The sequence below is a fragment of the Hymenobacter artigasi genome (genome assembly GCF_012275535.1).
Taxonomy (GTDB): Bacteria; Bacteroidota; Bacteroidia; order Cytophagales; family Hymenobacteraceae; genus Hymenobacter; species Hymenobacter artigasi.
In genome coordinates this window covers 13,404-30,665 of record NZ_JAAVTK010000009.1, presented here as the reverse complement: position 1 = coordinate 30,665, position 17,262 = coordinate 13,404, and the positions used below count along the sequence as shown (strand labels likewise).

At 62.3% G+C, this 17,262-nt stretch carries 10 protein-coding genes and 1 tRNA gene; 7 read left to right on the top strand and 4 right to left on the bottom strand.

All coding sequences use genetic code 11. The annotated features are described in order from the left end of the window. Positions 1 to 31 precede the first annotated feature (31 nt). The gene (locus HBN54_RS14810) at positions 32 to 772 is read left to right on the top strand and encodes an SDR family oxidoreductase (RefSeq protein WP_168674001.1); all 741 of its coding nucleotides are present in this window, start codon (positions 32 to 34) and stop codon (positions 770 to 772) included. A 133-nt stretch (positions 773 to 905) separates the two neighbouring features. Here HBN54_RS14810 and HBN54_RS14805 read toward each other — a convergent pair whose 3' ends face one another. Next, on the bottom strand, positions 906 to 4,247 hold the full coding sequence (locus HBN54_RS14805; RefSeq protein WP_168674000.1) for a S41 family peptidase: 3,342 nt from the start codon (positions 4,245 to 4,247) through the stop codon (positions 906 to 908). Between the two features lie 202 nt (positions 4,248 to 4,449). Beyond that, entirely contained in the window at positions 4,450 to 5,961 is a 1,512-nt protein-coding gene (gene mqo / locus HBN54_RS14800) for a malate dehydrogenase (quinone) (RefSeq protein ID WP_317170233.1), read from the bottom strand. 350 nt (positions 5,962 to 6,311) lie between these two features. Between mqo and HBN54_RS14795 the strand changes: the two genes are divergently transcribed. Continuing rightward, positions 6,312 to 7,397 carry an asparaginase gene (locus tag HBN54_RS14795; RefSeq protein WP_168673998.1) on the top strand — a complete coding sequence of 362 codons (1,086 nt, stop codon included), beginning with the start codon at positions 6,312 to 6,314 and terminating at the stop codon, positions 7,395 to 7,397. A 117-nt stretch (positions 7,398 to 7,514) separates the two neighbouring features. Beyond that, a tRNA-Ser gene (locus HBN54_RS14790) sits at positions 7,515 to 7,602 on the top strand. A 64-nt stretch (positions 7,603 to 7,666) separates the two neighbouring features. Here HBN54_RS14790 and HBN54_RS14785 read toward each other — a convergent pair. Then, positions 7,667 to 11,443, bottom strand: coding sequence for a DUF7948 domain-containing protein (locus HBN54_RS14785; RefSeq protein ID WP_168673997.1), 3,777 nt, complete (start codon positions 11,441 to 11,443; stop codon positions 7,667 to 7,669). A gap of 370 nt (positions 11,444 to 11,813) precedes the next feature. Here HBN54_RS14785 and HBN54_RS14780 point away from each other — a divergent pair, with 370 nt between their 5' ends. Both HBN54_RS14780 and HBN54_RS14775 read left to right on the top strand, forming a co-directional pair. Then, the gene (locus tag HBN54_RS14780; RefSeq protein ID WP_168673996.1) at positions 11,814 to 13,163 is read left to right on the top strand and encodes an AAA family ATPase; all 1,350 of its coding nucleotides are present in this window, start codon (positions 11,814 to 11,816) and stop codon (positions 13,161 to 13,163) included. A 6-nt stretch (positions 13,164 to 13,169) separates the two neighbouring features. Continuing rightward, positions 13,170 to 13,991 carry an HNH endonuclease family protein gene (locus HBN54_RS14775; protein WP_168673995.1) on the top strand — a complete coding sequence of 274 codons (822 nt, stop codon included), beginning with the start codon at positions 13,170 to 13,172 and terminating at the stop codon, positions 13,989 to 13,991. Between the two features lie 17 nt (positions 13,992 to 14,008). Here the strand turns inward: HBN54_RS14775 and HBN54_RS14770 are convergent, their stop codons facing one another. Further along, complete coding sequence (locus HBN54_RS14770; RefSeq protein ID WP_168673994.1) at positions 14,009 to 14,827, bottom strand: DUF5602 domain-containing protein; 819 nt, start codon at positions 14,825 to 14,827, stop codon at positions 14,009 to 14,011. A 227-nt stretch (positions 14,828 to 15,054) separates the two neighbouring features. On the opposite strand from HBN54_RS14770, the gene HBN54_RS14765 reads away from it, so the two are divergent. Together HBN54_RS14765 and HBN54_RS14760 are read left to right on the top strand one after the other, a co-directional pair. Continuing rightward, positions 15,055 to 16,500 carry an MFS transporter gene (locus HBN54_RS14765; RefSeq protein ID WP_235955544.1) on the top strand — a complete coding sequence of 482 codons (1,446 nt, stop codon included), beginning with the start codon at positions 15,055 to 15,057 and terminating at the stop codon, positions 16,498 to 16,500. Between the two features lie 82 nt (positions 16,501 to 16,582). Beyond that, positions 16,583 to 17,110, top strand: a complete 528-nt coding sequence (locus HBN54_RS14760; RefSeq protein WP_168673993.1) for a DinB family protein — start codon at positions 16,583 to 16,585, stop codon at positions 17,108 to 17,110. Positions 17,111 to 17,262 lie beyond the last annotated feature (152 nt).

The following is a 17,262-nucleotide window of genomic DNA, read 5'->3' as shown; positions in this document are numbered from 1 at the left end:
CGCCTGCTTCTCAAAACCTCTATTTTTCTCCATGAACTTAGCCACCAACACCATCCTGCTCACGGGCGGGGCCTCGGGCATTGGCCTGGCGCTGGCCGTCCGGTTTCTGCGGGCCGGCAGCACCGTCATCATCGTGGGCCGCCGGGCCGATAAGCTGGCCGAAGCCCAACAGCTATACCCTGGCCTGATTACGCGCCAGGGCGACATCGCTACCGCCGCCGAGCGCATGGAGCTGGTGCGCTGGGCCACCACCGAATACCCCGCCCTCAACGTGCTGGTGAACAACGCCGGCATCCAGAACCGAATTCAGCTGGCCGACGATGCCGCCACCGATTGGGAGCAGCGCCGCCAGGAGTTGGTTATCAACGTGGAAGCGCCCATTCACCTGGCTACGCTGCTGGTGCCGCACCTGCGCCAGCAGCCGGGCGCGGCCATTATCAACGTCACTTCAGGCTTGTCGTTTGCGCCGGCCGCGTTCGTGCCGATTTACAGTGCCACCAAGGCGGCGCTGCATTCGTTCACGCTTTCGCTGCGCCACCAACTGTCTCCCACGGGCATTTCGGTGCTCGAAATCGTGCCTCCGGCCGTGGATACCGACCTCGGCGGGCCGGGCCTGCACACCTTCGGCGTGAACGTGGACGACTTTGCCGATTCGGTGATGGCACGGCTGGCGGCTGGCGAGCAGGAAGTGGGCTACGGCAGCTCCGAGAAGTCGCGCCTGGCCTCGCGGGCCGAGCTGGACGAACAGTTTCGGGCGATGAACAACCGGTAGCAAAGGACAAAAAAGAACGTCATGCTGAGCGCAGTCGAAGCATCTCTACCGCAATAGTAAAATTGATTTACTGCTGCGGTAGAGATGCTTCGACTGCGCTCAGCATGACGTACCGTTTTACAAAAAGCCCGCGCTACTTTACTCCCGACTCCCGGCCGCGTAGCGGGTATTGCGCCGGAATTCCCTGCGACTTGGCCGGCTGCTTAGCCAGGTCCTGTAAAATCACCTCGATGGCTTTGGCCAGCTGCGGGTCGGCGCCGTTCTGGGTGTCGGCGGGGCGCACGTCCACTTCAATGTCGGGGGCCACGCCTTCGTTCTCGATTTCCCACTTGCCATCGGGGCTGTACACGGCAAAGCTGGGCGAGGTTACGCTGCCGCCGTCGATGAGCGGCGGGTAGCCCGAAATGCCCACCAGGCCACCCCAGGTGCGCTTGCCGATGACAGTGCCCAGCCCACGCCGCCGGAAAAAGGCCGGCAGCGCATCGCCGCCGGAGCCGGCAAACTCGTTTACCAGCATCACCTTGGGTCCGTAGATGGACGAGCCCGGCGAGGTAAACGGCCGGCCCTCCCGCGGGGCCCAGTAGCTGAGCAGGGGCCGGTTGAGCAGGTCGAGAATGTAATCGGCCACGAAGCCGCCGCCGTTAAACCGCTCGTCCACAATTACGGCCTGCTTATCGAGTTGGCTGAAATAGTAGCGGTTGAAGAATTCGTAGCCTTCGGCCCCGGTGTTGGGCAGGTACACGTAGGCCACCTTGCCACCTGTGAGCCGGTCTACGGTGCGGCGGTTGTCCTCGACCCAGGCTATGCGGCGCAGGGTGGCTTCGCTGGCCACGGGCACCACGGTTACCTCGCGGGCTCCTTTGGTGCTGGGCTTATCATTCACCAGCAGCGTAATCTGCTTGCCCACGGTGTTCTCGAAGAAGCTGTACACGTTGTCGGTGCCGCGTAGCGGGCGGTTGTTCACGGCCAGGAGGTATTCGCCGGCCCGCACGCCCACGCCGGGGCCGGTGAGGGGCGCACGCAGGCTGGGGTTGAAGCTCTCGCCGTTGAATACCTTTTTGAAGCGGTAAACCCCGTCCACTACCTCGTAGTCGGCTCCGAGCAGGCCCACGGGGTTGGCCGTGAGGCTGGGCATGTCGCCGCCGCTCACATAGTTGTGGCCCACCACCATCTCGCCCATCATCTCGGCGAACAGGTAGTTGAGGTCGGCCCGGTGCGCCACGTAGGGCAGGAAGCCGGCGTACTTCTTTTTAGTCGCCGCCCAGTCGAGCCCGTGCATGCCGGGGTCGTAGAAGTAGTCGCGCTCCAGGCGCCACACTTCGTCGAACATCTGGGCCCACTCGTGGCGCGGGTCTACGTAGGCGTCGAGGCCCGTCAGCGCCATTTTACCGTCGTTGGCCACCGGTTTGCCGGCCGCTTCCACAATGCCGTAGGCATCGCGCGGGGCCATGTAGAGCAGCTTCTTGCCGTCGGCGCTCACGGCGTAGTCGTTCACTTCGGCCAGGTACAGCTCGCTTTTACGCTCTTTCAAATCGTAGCGGTGCAGGCGGTGGGTGGGAGCCGAAGGCGTGGCATCGGGGCCGGCGGCCACGCTGGCGGGCACCTGCTCCAGGTAGAAGATTTTGTCGCCGTCGGCCACCTGCACGTTGCTGAGCTCGCCCACCACCGAGCCGGGCAGGGCCAGAATGCGCTGGCCCAGGCCCACGGTATCAATCACGATTTTGGCGGTGGCAGCGGGTTTGCGCGGCTTCAAATCCTTCACGGCCACTTTGGGCGCGGGGCGGTTGCCCACCGGCTTGCCTACCACAATCGAGTCGGGCTTGCTGATGGCCTCTTTTTCCTCGTCGCTCTGCGGGGCGAAGGGCGAAGCGTCGCGGCGGTTGAGCACGGCCACGTACAGCGTGCGCTTGCTGTTGCGGTCGTAGGACGACATATCCAGCCAGGTGGCGCGCAGGGCCACGTCGTTGCTGGCCGTGAAAAACAGGTACTTGCCGTCGCGGCTGAACGCGGGCGCGGTGGCGTCGCTGCGGCCGTCGCTCACGGCCACGCGGCGGCCGCTGGGCAGGTGGTACATCCACACGGTGCGCATGTGGTTGGGCATCTGCTGGGCGTAGGCCAGCCACTGCCCGTCGGGCGACCAGGCCGGGTCGAGGGCCGGCTCGCCCAGCAGCGGGCCGTAGGTATCGGCGGCCACGCGGGTAGTTTTCTTCGAGGCCAGGTCGAGGTACCACAGGTTCAGCTTCTTGTCGGTGTAGGCAATCTTCTTGCTGTCCGGCGACCACAGGGGGCGGAAGTAGAAGGAGTTCGGCCCCAGCGAATAGGCCTGCGCCGCCTGCAGGCCACGCTGGTCCTGCACCATCAGCTGGTACTCGCCCGAGGCGTCGGACAGGTAGGCGATGTGTGCGCCGTCGGGGGCCCAGGCCGGGTAGCGCTCGTGGGAGGTATCGGAATGGGTCAGGTTGCGGCTTTCGCCTTTTTTGGCGGGCACGGTAAACACATCCCCGCGGGCTTCCACCACGGCGCGCACGCCGGTGGGGGAGATGGCCGCCCCGCGCAGCATGCCGGCCACGCTGCGGTACTGCGGCCGCAGGGCCAGCACCTCGGGGGAGATGCTGATTTTGAGGTCGGTAGTCTGGCCCGAGCCGGTGTTCATTACGTGCAGCCGGCCGGCCTGCTCATACACCAAATCGGTGCCGTTGCCGCTCAGCGCCTTCACGTCATAATCGGTATGGCGGGTCAGCTGCTCCACTTTTTTGGTGGCCGGGTCGTACACAAACACGTTGTTGGTACGGGCCCGGTCGCTGAGGAAATAGACCTTGCCGCCCAGCCACAGCGGGCTGGTGTCGGTGGCGTTCTCGTGCGGAATCTCCTCGGTAGCCAGCGTCTGCAAATCCGTCAGCCAGATGGGGCCGGTCTGGCCGCCGCGGTAGTGCTTCCAGGTAGTAGTAGGGTTGGTGATGTGCGTGTGAGCCAGGGTCTTGCCATCGGCCGAGTAGCTGCCCTTTTCGCCCATTAGCAGGGGCAGGCGGGTGGGCAGCCCCCCGCTCATCGGCACGGTGAAGAGCTGCAACGAGCGCGCATAGGCTTCCTGCGAGCTGCTGAACAGGATGCGCTGCCCGTCGGGGGTCCAGTCGCGCACCACTTCGGCCGAAGGGTGCCACGTCAGGCGGCGTGGCTGCCCGCCGCTCACCGCTACTACATACACATCGGCGTTGCGGTCATAGTCGCCGGTGAAGGCGATGAACTGGCCATCGGGCGAGAAGTGGGGGCTGGTTTCCACGCCCGCGCCCACGGTCAGGCGCTGTGGGTTCGAGCCGTCGCGGTTGGCCAGCCAGATGTCGCCGGCGTAGCTGAAGGCCAGGTGGTCGCGGCTCAGGGCCGGCTCGCGCAGCAGCAGGGTTTCGGGGGGTGGGGTTTGGGCCTGGGCCGCGCCGGCCAGCAGCAGCAGGGGCGCGAAGAAGTAGGTTTTCAGCATGTTTACGCAGGGTTCAGGGACTGCGCAAAGCTAGCCGGATTTTGGGGCTTCCGATGGGATGGGTTGGATGAAAAGAGAACAGTCATGCCGAGCGCAGCCGAGGCATCTCGCGTGCAATAGTAAACCCAGTCGATTGAATTACTACCCCACGCGAGATGCCTCGGCTGCGCTCGGCATGACTTTCTCTTCAAGCCCTCAAAACCTACGCCTCCAGCCGCAGCACCTCGCGGCTATGCTCGCGCACGGCCGCAGCCAGTGCCGCATCATCGGCCAGCTTCTGGCCAAATGAAGGCACCAGCTGCCGGAACCGGACCTGCCACTCAGGCGAGGCGGCGCGGGCGGGGAAGCACTTCTGCACCAGCTCCAGCATGATGGCCACGGCCGTACTGGCCCCCGGCGAAGCACCCAGCAGCGCGGCAATGGAGCCGTCGGCGGCCGTCACCATCTCGGTGCCGAATTCCAGCACGCCGCCCTCTTTCTTGTCTTTTTTGATGACCTGCACGCGCTGGCCGGCCACTTCGAGCTGCCAGTCGGCGGGGTTGGCTTCGGGGTAATACTCGCGCAGGGCGGCGGTGCGCTCCCGGGGCGTTTGCAGCACTTGGCCGATGAGATACTTGGTGAGGCCCAGATTGCGCGCCCCGGCATACAGCAACGGCCGGATGTTGCCCAGCTCGATGGATTTAAACAAATCAGTGTACGAGCCCTGCTTCAAAAACTTGGTGCTGAAACCGGCGTACGGGCCGAACAGCAGCTCTTTGCGGCCGTTTATCTGGCGCGTGTCGAGGTGGGGCATCGACATGGGCGGTGAGCCCACGGCCGGCTTGCCGTACACTTTGGCTTCGTGCCGGGCAATCACGGCCGGGTTCTGGCACTTCAGCCACTGCCCGCTCACGGGAAAGCCGCCGAAACCATTCGCCTCCGGAATACCCGACTTTTCGAGCAGTGGCAGCGAGCCCCCGCCCGCTCCGATGAACACGAACCGCGCCCGCGCAATGTGGCTCTGGCCGGTGGCCAGGTTCCGCACCTTGAGCCGCCAGATGCCGTCGGACTTGTGCCGGAAATCCTCCACTTCGTGGCCCAGGTGCAAATCCACGCCGGGCAGGCTTTTGAGGTGGTCGGACAGCGCCCGGGCGAGCGCGCCGAAATTGACATCGGTGCCCACGGCCATGCGCGTGGCCGCCACGGGTTGGGTGGGGTCGCGGCCGTCCATCACCAGCGGAATCCACTCGGTGATTCTGGCCGGGTCGGTGCTGAATTCCATGCCCTTAAACAACGGCGAGTGCAGCAGTGCGGCGTGGCGCTTGCGCAGGTATTCCACATTCGCATCGCCCCACACAAAGCTCATGTGCGGGATGGTGTGGATGAAGGCCGAGGGGTCGGGCAGCTGGCCTTCCTGCACCAGCGAGGCCCAGAACTGCTTGCTGAGCTCAAACTGCTCGGCAATTTTGTCGGCTTTGGAAATGTCAATTGAGCCATCGGGCCGCTCGGGGGTGTAGTTCAGCTCGCAGAAGGCCGAATGGCCGGTGCCGGCGTTGTTCCAGGCGTCGGAGCTTTCGGCGGCCACGGCGTCGAGGCGCTCGTAGCCGCTGATGGTGAGGCTGGGGTCGAGGGCCTTGAGCAGCACGCCGAGCGTGGCGCTCATAATGCCCGCGCCGATGACGATAACATCGGAAACCGGCTTGGCAGGGGAGGAGTCGGGTGAATTCATGAAAATGGGTAATAGTGCCGCAGGCAATACGGCGGACAGGGAAGCAGGGCTGTTTGTTGGAGCAAAAAGGTGGGTGAACGGGGAAAACTCCCCTCCTTACCAACCGCAGGTCAGCGAAGCTAAGGAGGGGATGTTTGCGCTTCAGCGCAAACTGGGGTGGTTGTGGGCGTTGAACGGCCGCCCGAACAAGTTCACCGCGAAACTTTGTGTTGATGCCCGTGTCGGCCCATTTCGTCCCAACTTTGTGCAACGCCTACAACCACCCCAGCTGGCGCTTCGCACCAGCGTCCCCTCCTTAGCTTCGCTGACCTGCGGTTGGTAAGGAGGGGAGTTTTCCCGTCCATCCCACCCACCCCATGCCCGACCTCAACCTGCCGCTGCTGCCCCTGCCCACCCGCGCCGACGCGGCCGATACCACGGCCCCGCGCCTGCTCATCATCTACACCGGCGGCACGGTGGGCATGGCCCTGAGCCGCGCCGGCGACCTGGTGCCCATGCAGTTTGGCCGGCTCGACCGCAAGATGCCCGAGCTCACGCGTCTGCCCTTCCGGCTGGAACTGCTGAGCCTGCCCGAACCCATCGACAGCAGCAACGTGACGCCCGCCGACTGGCTCTTTCTGGCCCAGCTCATCGGCCGGCATTATGCTGATTTCGACGGGTTTGTAATCCTGCACGGCACCGATACTATGGCTTATTCGGCGGCGGCGCTGAGCTATATTCTGGAGCATCTGGGCAAGCCGGTGGTATTCACCGGGGCGCAGGTGCCGGTGGGGGCCAACCGCTCCGACGCCCAGCGCAATCTCATTACGGCCCTGGAAATAGCGGCCGCCCGATACCCCCGCACCCACACCGTGCGCGTGCCCGAGGTGTGCGTGTTCTTCAACGATGTGCTCATTCGCGGTACGCGGGCCAAGAAGGTTGAAAGCCAGCAGTTTGCTGCTTTCAAAAGCGAGAATTACCCGCCCCTGGCCCGTGCCGGCATCAGCCTGGAATTCGACGACAGAAGCATCCGCCTGCTGCCCGGCGCCCGCCTCAAGGTGCACGGCCAGTTCGAAACCAGTGTGGCCGTGCTACGCCTTTTTCCGGGCATCACGGAGGCGGTGGTTACGGCCATTCTGGGCGTGCCGGGCCTGCGCGGCTGCGTGCTCGAAACCTATGGCTCGGGCAATGCGCCCACCGCGCCGTGGTTTCTGGCCTGCCTGGCCGACGCCCGCCAACGCGGCGTGTGGCTCCTCAACGTGAGCCAGTGTGAAGAAGGCCGCGTGGTGCAGGGCAAGTACGAAACCAGCGCCCGCTTCGCGGAAATGGGCATCGTGGGCGGCGACGACATTACCACCGAGGCGGCCGTGACCAAAGTCATGTTTGTGCTGGGCCTGGGCGTGAGCGAGGCTCGCACCCGCGAGCTGTTGGCCACCGACCTGCGCGGCGAGATAACCATCTGATAATGAATTATAAATTATAAATTATGAATTATAAATTGGCAAATTGGCGACTCATAACTCATAATTTATAATTCATAATTCGATTCCGCCCTATCTTTGCGCCACGAACCGCAACCTTGAGGGGTGTCCGAGTGGTCGAAGGAGCACGCCTGGAAAGTGTGTATGGGTCTCAAGCTCATCGTGGGTTCGAATCCCATCCCCTCAACATAAGCAAACAAAAAGCCCGTTTCCAATATGGAAACGGGCTTTTTGTTTGCCTTGATGCGAAGCTATTTCACTACTTCGAGCCAGCCTTTCCAGGTTTGGCCGGCGGCGGTGCGCAGCTGGTAGTAGTAAATGCCGGCGGCCACGTCGGGGGCGCTGCCCCAGCCCTGGGTGTAGTTGGCCTGCTCGAATACCTTGCGGCCCCAGCGGGTGAAGATTTGCAGCGTTACGGGCTCGGCGCTCACGTAGGGGCGGAAATCGTCGTTCTGGTTGTCGCCGTTGGGGGTGATGACGTTGGGGAAAGCAAAGTCGCGGGCGGGGATTACCACGATGGTCGACCGGGTGATGAGGGCGCAGCTGCCGCCGGCCGAAGCGGCCGACAACAGCACGGTATAAGTGCCCGGTGCCGCGTAGGTATGCGTGGGGTTGCGGCCAGTCACGATGGTGCCGTCGCCAAATTCCCAGCGGCGCACCAGGTCCGGCCGCACGCCGGCCAGCGTGTCGCTGAATGTAATCAGCTCGCCAGCTTTGGGCAGGGCGGGCGCGAAGTGGATGGGTAGCTGCAGGGTACTTTCCACGTTCACCACGATGGTGTCGCGGGCCGGGCAGCCGCCGGGGCGGGTGGCCGTCACAATGTACTGGGTGGTGGCGGTGGGGCGGGCCGTCACGGCCGGACCAGTGGTGGTGTTGAGGCCGGTGGCGGGCGTCCAGGTGTAGGTGGTGGCCGCGTCGGGCGCACTCACCCGCAGCTGAGCCACGCCGGTTGCGCCGCAAAAAGACACATCGGGACCGAGGCTGACCGTCAGGCGGTCCAGCACCGTTACGGTAACGGTGGCGGTGCCGGTGCAGCCGGTGGCGTTGGTCACGCGCACGGTGTAGGTGGTGGTGGCGGTGGGGGTAGCCGTTACGGTGCGGCCGGTGGTAGTGCTCAGGCCGGTGGCGGGGCTCCACACGTAGGTTGCGCCCGCGCCGGCATCGGCGGTGGTGAGGGTGCCCGTGGTGCCGGGGCAGAGCGCCGCCACGGGCGGAATGGCCACGGTGAGTGCGCTGCGCACGTTTACAACGATGGTATCGCGGCTTTCACATATGCCTCCAAACGGGACTACCGTTACGATGTACTGTGTCGTAACAGCGGGCGAGGCTATTACTTGTGTGCCGTTGGTGGTATTTAGACCGGTAGCAGGACGCCAGAGGTAGTAAGCCTGGGATGCCGACCCACCCGCTACCGTGAGCGTGGCCGATGAGCCGGGGCAAATGGTTTGGTCGGGGCCGAGGGCGGCAGGAAGTGGGCCGAGCACCGTCACGGTATCGCGGCCCACCACGGCGGCCTGGCAGCTGGTGGAGTCGTAGGCGGTGAGCGTGATGGGGTAGCGGCCGGGGGCGGTGTAGGTCACGCGCACGTTGTTGGGCTGGGTCGAGGTCTGGCCGTTGCCGAAGCTCCAGGTGGTGCCGTTGTTGGAGGGCGTGGCGCGGGTGAAGAGCACCGTGAGCGGCGCGCAGCCCACGCGGGTGTTGGCCACGCCGTTGGCGGCCGGCACGAAGCTGGCATCGAGGCGGGCAATGTCCATCTTGAAGGCCGCGCTGGTGGTTTGGGCGCTGGTGCGGGTCTGGGTGCGGGCGTAGGCGTTGGGCGTGGTGATGATGGCCGGGGCAATGTTGCTGCCGGTTTGCTGAAAGCGCACGCACATGGCCTGGTAGATGATGCCCTTCTTATCGAACCGCGAAGTGCCGCCATCGACGTGGGTGGTGCCGGTGCCGAAATACGTGCCGTACACCAGCCGCCGGGCATTGGCCGAAAGCTGCATCACGTAGAGGTAGCCGTAGGTGTTGAGGTTGGCATCGGCCGCCGCGCCGGAGGTGCTGTTGGAGGCGGTGGGTTGCAGGGCATCGGGCGTGGTGGGCATACCCGCGATGCTGCTCGCGCCGTAGCCCGACAGCAGCAGCTGCCCGCAGTTATCGACCAGAAAGGCCGTGGGGGCCAGGTTGGTGGGGTAGGGGTTGGCCGTGGTAGCGGTGCCGGCCCCGTTGCCAACCACCGTGGAGTAGCCCGTGGTGCGCAGGTCCGCGCCAAGCTTGTGGATAAACTGCCGGCTGCCGGCGTTGCGGTAGGTGCCCGTGGTTACGGGGTAGGCCCCATTGGTCTGGCCCAGCACGTACACCGCGCTCTTGCGGTCGAGCTGCACGAAAAAGGCCTGGTCGTAGCTGCTGGTGCCCAGGTAGGTAGTTTGCTGAATGGCCACGCCCGCCGAGGTCAGGTTTTGCTGAAGACGGCTCACGAAGCCGTCCGCCGGACCGCCCCGGTAGCTGGCATTCAGGCCCCCGGCCGCGCTGGGGAAGTTGGTGCTGGTGGTGCCGCCGGCCACGAATACGTTGTTCACGCTATCGAGCTGAATGCTGTAGCCGGCATCGTCGCCGGTCCCACCCAGGTAGGTGCTCCACAGCATGGTGCTCAGGCCAGGGCTGAGCTTCATCACCACGGCATCGTGCCCGCCCTGGTAGGTGCGGCCCCCGCTGGTGGGGAAGTTGGTTGAGCGCGTGACCGATGTGAAATACACATTGTTCTGGCGGTCGGTAATCACATCGCCCCGGAAGTCATCGCCGAAGTTGGCGTAGAGATTGGAGGTCGTCAGCATCCGGCCATCATTTGCCGAGCCGCCCACGTAGGTAGCGCCCAGCAGGCTGCTGCCGTTGGCCGAGAGCTTGGCCAGCACCAAATCGGTGCCCCCGGCCAGGCTGGTGCGGTAGCCACCGGGCGTGGGGAAGTTGGTTGAGTTGGTGGAGCCCAGCAGCACCAGCTCGTTGGCGCGGTTCACCACCAGGCTGTGGGGGTAGTCCTCCTGGTTGCCGCCTAGGTAGGTGGCATACACCAGGCTGCTGGCCCCGGTGGTGGCGCTGGGGTTGTATTTGCTGATGACGATGTCGGTGTTGCCGTTGTTGAAGTTCGTATCGTAGGCCCCCAGGGTGGTGGGGTAGCCGGCCGTGAAGTTGATGCTGGCCGCGTAGAGGTTGCCCAGCGAATCGGGGCAGGCCGTATAGCCCCAGTTCAGGGCGGCCGTGGCCCCGGAGTATGTGGAGTACACCAGCACGGGGTCGATGACGAGCGGGCGGCTATGGTCGTAGCCCTTCGGCAGGCCGAAGCTCACCGTGTGCTGCGGCCCCAGCACGTAGCGGCAGGCCACGGCCACGCGCCGGCCCTCAACTACCTGATACGCATAGGGCTGCTGCTCCGTGACGCGGCCCACGCTGGTGCCGATGTGCAGGGCGCCCTCTACCACGCTCAGCGACTCCTGGCCCTCGTAGCGCAGCTTTATGCGGCCGGCATCGGCCCCGGCGGCCAGCTCGAAATCGTACTCCATCACGGCCCCGCGCGAGTAAAAGCGCAGGTCGGTGCCGGGGTAGAGCTGCTGGTAGCGCACGTCGGTGAAGGCGGGCACGTTGGTGGCCCAGCGGGCTTCGTCGTTGCCGAGGAAGTAGTTGAGGTGCTCGCCGGTGGGCTGCTCGCCGCGCACTTCGGCCTGGGCGTTGGCGTCCACGAAGCGCACGGCGTAGGCGTGGTTGGCAATGCGCTGGGGGGCGGCGCTGGGCGCGGCGTGGTGCCGGCGGTCTATGGCCGGGGCATCGTAGCGGGCCACCAGCAGGCGGTCGCGCTCCAGAAAGAGCCGCCCGGCCGGAATATCGGCCGCAAATAGGATGGGGCTTTGCCACTGCCGCTGGTTGGGCACGAAGCGCAGCGGGTGGGCATCGGTGGGCACGGGGGCTACGGGTGGCGTGCCGGCCAGGGCATTAGAAAAGGTAACCAAAGCACTGCCCAGGCAGAGCCAACGCGTAAGAGTACGACGCATGTAACGGGGTGGAGGTGAGGGGAAAAGAACTATAAGCGGACAGCAAAAGACCCTGCTGGGGGCAGGGCCTGACTTTCCGAGGGTGAAGTTCCGGCGAAATGCCGGGTTTATCGTCCTGCTTAGTAATTTGATAATCAACTGAGGCAGTGATTGTATTCTGTCCCCCTTCAAAAACCATCCGTAAGCTAAGTGGCTGCCTGGTTTCGCCGTCTGGTCCGGCACTACTTCCGTTCAATTAGTAAGCCGACTTCAAACGCGCTGAGCAATGAGGCCCGGCTGTTGCGGCACTGCTCATTCTAGGCCCCGTCCGCTCAAACCCGGCGGGCCTGCTACTTTTGGCATCTTCGTGCTTCGCCCGCTACTTCTCGTCATGACTGACCAAACCACTTCGCCGCCCCCCGCCTACTTCTTGTCCCTTAGCCTGGAAAACGTGCGCAGCTTCGGGGAGAAGCAGACCATTTCCTTCGCCCGGCCCGATGGCAGACCCGCGCAGTGGACGATTATTCTCGGGGATAATGGGGTGGGGAAGACGACGGTGTTGAAAGCATTGGCGGGGATGAGACCTAGCCCACTTCCAGCATCGTATGAAGAAAAAACCAAATCCTATTCGCCAATTTTCTTTAAGCTTTCCTACGCAAACTTGCTACTTAGTAGAGTTAATTCTGCACTGGCTTACATAAGAGTTTCTACCAGATTTAATGCTGGTCTTGATGAGTACCCATCAAAAGGAAAAATTACAATCAGAGACAATTTTGTGACTTATAACACAGATAATGATGGCACCTATCTAGGTGGAGCAGTTGTGTCTTTGTTTGAAGAACAAGAGTTGAGTCTTATTTGCTATGGCTATGGTGCAGGCCGTACAATTGGAAATTCTACTCTTAGTGAAGCACCAGAGGGTGTTGATACTTGTATCAGTCTCTTTAATGACCGTGCTGATTTACTTAATCCTGAAGAGTGGTTCTTACAAATGGAATACAGCTCGCTTAAACAGGATAAGCAAGCAGCAAAATCATTGGAACAAGTGCGTCAAGTATTGTTAAAAGTTTTACCAGATGTCACTGATATCCGCATTTCCAGCAAAAGCCACCAACAGTACCTAGAACTAGAAACCCCCTACGGCTGGGTGCGCCTGCGCGACATGAGTCTGGGCTACCAAACGCTGGTGGTCTGGCTCACCGATTTCGCCAGCAAGCTCTTCATCCGCTACCCCGACAGCCCAAACCCGCTGGAAGAGCCGGCCATCGTGCTAATCGATGAAATTGACCTGCACCTGCATCCCAGTTGGCAGCGTAAGTTGCTCAAGTTTCTGAGCGACATCTTCGTCAATACCCAGTTCATTGCCACGGCGCACAGCCCGCTGGTAGTACAGGCGGCCGGCGATATGGGGGCGAATGTGGTGTTGCTAAAGCGAGAGGACGACCAGACCATCGTACATCAAAACCCGGAAGACGTGCGGGGCTGGCGCGTCGACCAGATTCTGAACAGTGAGCTGTTTGAGGATACATCTACGCTGTCGGTGCAAACCGAGGACGAGTTGGCGCTTCGCAATAAGCTATTGCTCAAAAAACGCCTCACCACCAAGGACAAGACCCAATTGGCTGAGTTGAATGCGCAGGTTGCCGCCCAGCCAATCGGCGATACGCCGGCTGAGCGTAAAGTAGAAAGCCTGCTGGCCCGGTTGGCGCAGAACCTGAAGCCCGGCGACCTGCTCGAATAACCAGCGATGATTCAGGTAACCAAAAGTCCGTCGGCTCCCGCGCCGTTGCTCACTCGCGGGGCAAAACATCGGCAGCAACTCGAAACCCTACACGAACGGGACCCCGACGCCTGCGAAAAATCGGAAAACACGATTTTGCATTCGCGGGATGGTATATACAACAGCACCAGTGTAAAGGACCGGCTCCGGGCCGACCAGCACGACAAATGCTGCTACTGCGAGTCGTTATTTATAGCCACTAGCTATGGTGATGTAGAGCACTTCCGGCCAAAAGCGGGGTATCAGCAACTATGGGAGGGCCCTTTGCACAAGCCGGGTTACTACTGGCTGGCGTACGAGTGGAGCAATTTGCTTTTTTCCTGCCAGCGCTGCAACCAAGAGTTTAAGGGCAACTACTTCCCGCTTGCCAACGATGCGGCGCGGGCCAAAACGCATCACGACGATATTGCGTGGGAACAGCCGTTACTGCTACACCCGGTTTTCGACAACCCCGAGCAACACCTGAATTTTGTGCAGGATGCCATTGGACAACTCGACGACCGAGGGCAGGCGAGCATCAGAGGATATGGCCTCGACCGACCGGAACTGTTGAAAAGCCGTGCTGACCATTTGAAAGGACTATTTTATGCCCGCCTCGTCGGAGCCTTTAAATTTGATTCACCGCTTGAGCCGCGCGAGCAGGAGTTTTTAGCCGAGCTTAACATTACCATTGCGCAGGGAAAAGCCATTGCTGAAGATGCCAAGCAAAAGTGGCGGCAGGCGGCCTTCGATAACGCCGAATACGCCGGCATGGTCCGCGCCAATTTTCCGCACCTGCTGCATCATTAAAGTCCGAGTGCCCTACCTCAGCGCATCATCATATCCTTCAGCGAAATGATGTATTCCTTGGTGCCGGCATCGTAGCGGATAGTGTAATTCGTGGGGAAGTACTTGCCCGTTACCTCATACACCGTGGGCTGCGGAATGGCCTTCACCACGTTCACGCTGGGTACCAGCATGGCCTTGGTGAGCATGGGCTCGATGAAGGTGACGTGGCCATCGTAGGTGCCGTAGACGAAGGTGTGAGTGAAGGCCGTGCCCGGCGTGTATTCGGGGCTGGTGGGGTCTATCCAGTGGCGGCCCATCATGGGCACGGTGCGGCCGGGCACCACGTTGGGCGGCGTGCTGTAGCCAGCGGGCAGCTTGTTGGTGGCCGGGAAAATATCGCCCTTGGGGTCGTCGAGGGTGATGGTATGCTGCGCGGCCATGGGCTGCATGTAGAAGTGCGCGTCGAAGTGCGGCACCCCGTAGATGGGGATGGGGTCGTGGCCGTTGGGGTTCCAGCCGAAGGAGAGGTGGTCGAACGGCATTTGCGTGGCGGCGTTGCTGTTGCCGGGTAGGGCCATGTCGTACATCGTGCCCGTGGCCGGCGTGGCGGGCAGGCCGGTCAGGGCAGTTTCGGTGAGCGCCATGCCGATTTCCGTGGGCTTGCCACTGGCATCGGCCGAGATAAAGCTGCGGGCCGAGCCGCTGCCCACCTGCACGGTGGGGCCGTAGGTGGTGGAGGGCTGGGCGGCAGGGCTGTCGCTGTCTTTGCTGCAAGCCAGCAGCAGCGGCAGGCCAAAGGCCAGCAGGGCCGCCGAGCGACACCAGCCGCTAAAGGAGATACAAGGGAGGTTTGCCATAGCCAGAGGAGTTGAGCAGGAGCGGAGTTGCCCGGGCTATGTAAATATAGTAAAAAGTAAATATCTATCATCGCTCACCAAAATGCCCCTTCCGGACAGGGGTAAGTCCGGCCTGCCGGTGGCTGGCGAAGCCCCGCCGGCCGCCGGCATTGCCGCCCGGCCCAACCCGAACCCTAAAAACCCGTTACCTTCCCCGGCGCAATCCCTCATCTTCCCGGCGCTCACTTATGACCCCAACTCCGACGCTTCCCGCTGCCGCCGCTGGCGCGGTCGAAAAAGACAACAAGCGCATCACCACCGGCTGGACGTTCTACGACTGGGCCAACTCGGTGTACCCGCTGGTGATTACCAGCTCGATTTTCCCGATTTACTGGGGCAGCATCACCAAGGCCATCAACCCCACCGACGTGGTCGATTTCCTGGGGTTCAAGGTGCCGGGCTCGTCGCTGCTCACCTACGCCATCTCGTTCGCCTTCCTGCTCATTGCCCTGGTCAGCCCGTTTCTCACGTCGCTGGCCGACTACTCGGGGCGCAAAAAGCTTTTCCTGCAGGTCTTTTGCTACATCGGGGCATTCAGCTGTGCCGCGCTGTACTTCTTCACCGAGGACAACCTCACGCTGAGCACCTTCATTTTTATTGCGGCCACGGTGGGCTTCAGCGGTAGCATCGTGTTCTATAATTCCTACCTGCCCGAAATAAGCTCCGAGGCAAAGTTTGACTCGCTCTCGGCGCGGGGCTTCTCCATGGGCTACATCGGCTCGGTGCTGCTGCTGGTTATCTGCCTGGGCATCATCATGGGCCCGCACATTGCGGGCGGCCCCGAGGGCGTGGCCTTGTTTGGCATGAGCACCGGCAAGGCCACGCGGCTTAGCTTCCTGCTCACGGGCATCTGGTGGGTGGGCTTTGCCCAAATCCCGTTCTTCACCCTGCCGGCCGATGCCGGCCGCCCCGCCGATGCGCCCGTCAGCCAGGACGGCTGGCTGCTCAACGGCTTCCGCGAGCTGGGCAAGGTGTGGGACGAACTCAAGCGGCAGCCCAACCTCAAGCGCTTCCTGCTGGCCTACTTCACCTACAACATGGGCGTGCAAACGGTGATGTACGTGGCCACCATCTTCGGCGATAAGGTGCTGAAGCTCGATAGCACCTCGCTCATCGTCACCATTTTGCTGCTTCAGATTGTGGGCATTCTCGGGGCCTGGATGTTTGCTAAAATATCGGACCGCATCGGCAACACGCGGGCGTTGAGCATCGCGGTGTTCATCTGGATGCTGATTTGTGTGGCCGGCTATTTCGTGCAGGCCGGCTGGAGCTTCTATTTGCTGGCCTCCGTCATTGGCCTCACCATGGGGGCCGTGCAAAGTCTGTCGCGCAGCACCTATTCCAAGATTATGCCTGAAAACACCCCGAATTCGGCCGCCTATTTCAGCTTTTTCGATGTGGTGGAGAAGCTCGGCATCGTTATCGGCACACTTTCCTTCGGCCTGATTGCGCAAATCACGGGCTCGATGCGCAACAGCATTCTTTCGCTGATTGTGTTCTTCATTTTCGGCCTGGGCTTCCTGCTGACCCTGCGCGGCAAGAAGCTGCGCGAAGATTCCCTGGGGCCCATTTCGCTGCCACCGCCGCCGCCCGCCTCAGCCGGGGCCGAAATGGGCGCGCCCATGTCCCGGTAAAGTATTTCCGTAGCTGCCGCGTCCTGCTTTGCGTGAGGGCCGTGCCCTCATCCGTTTCCCTTCCATCTTCTCATCTTTCTTTATGAGCGATACCACCACCACCGCCAATCCTTCCATGCAAGCCCTTCTCAGCCAAGAGCTGAAGCGCGAGCTGGCCATCACCCGCCGCCTGCTGGAGCGGGTGCCCACCGAGCAGTTTGGCTGGCAGCCGCACGCCAAGAGCATGAAGCTCGGGACGCTGGCCTCGCACATGGCCAACCTCATTGGCTTCCTGCAAATGTCCCTCAGCGCCGATGCCACGGACATGGCCACCATGAAAATGCCCGAGTCGCCCACCACCACCGACGAAGTGCTCCGGCGATTCGACGTGAACGCCGAGAACATCCACAAAGCCCTGGCCGATGTGGACGATGCCACCTTCAACGCCATGTGGACCATGCGCCGCGGCGAGCAAACCCTCATGGCCATGCCCCGCACCACGGTGGCTCGCGTGCTGGTCCTCAACCACCTCATCCACCACCGTGGCCAGATGAGCGTGTACCTGCGTCTGCTCGACATCCCAGTGCCCGCCATCTACGGCGGCTCGGCCGACGAGGCCCCGCAGCGGTAGGCGTGGCCAACTCCTATGAAGCTGTTTAACCGCTGGAACGGTGTAGAGACGCATCTTTGCGTCTTGTCGTTGAAGGAAATCGCCCAACGACAAGACGCAAAGATGCGTCTCTACACCGTTTAAAATCAGAAGAGTTAACTCAAACCACTTTT

Coding starts and splice junctions, on each gene's coding strand:
- HBN54_RS14785 (WP_168673997.1), bottom strand. CDS start 11,443: ATGCGTCGTACTCTTACGCGTTGGCTCTGCCTGGGCAGTGCTTTGGTT.
- HBN54_RS14810 (WP_168674001.1), top strand. CDS start 32: ATGAACTTAGCCACCAACACCATCCTGCTCACGGGCGGGGCCTCGGGC.
- HBN54_RS14770 (WP_168673994.1), bottom strand. CDS start 14,827: ATGGCAAACCTCCCTTGTATCTCCTTTAGCGGCTGGTGTCGCTCGGCG.
- HBN54_RS14775 (WP_168673995.1), top strand. CDS start 13,170: ATGATTCAGGTAACCAAAAGTCCGTCGGCTCCCGCGCCGTTGCTCACT.
- HBN54_RS14765 (WP_235955544.1), top strand. CDS start 15,055: ATGACCCCAACTCCGACGCTTCCCGCTGCCGCCGCTGGCGCGGTCGAA.
- HBN54_RS14795 (WP_168673998.1), top strand. CDS start 6,312: ATGCCCGACCTCAACCTGCCGCTGCTGCCCCTGCCCACCCGCGCCGAC.
- HBN54_RS14805 (WP_168674000.1), bottom strand. CDS start 4,247: ATGCTGAAAACCTACTTCTTCGCGCCCCTGCTGCTGCTGGCCGGCGCG.
- HBN54_RS14780 (WP_168673996.1), top strand. CDS start 11,814: ATGACTGACCAAACCACTTCGCCGCCCCCCGCCTACTTCTTGTCCCTT.
- HBN54_RS14760 (WP_168673993.1), top strand. CDS start 16,583: ATGAGCGATACCACCACCACCGCCAATCCTTCCATGCAAGCCCTTCTC.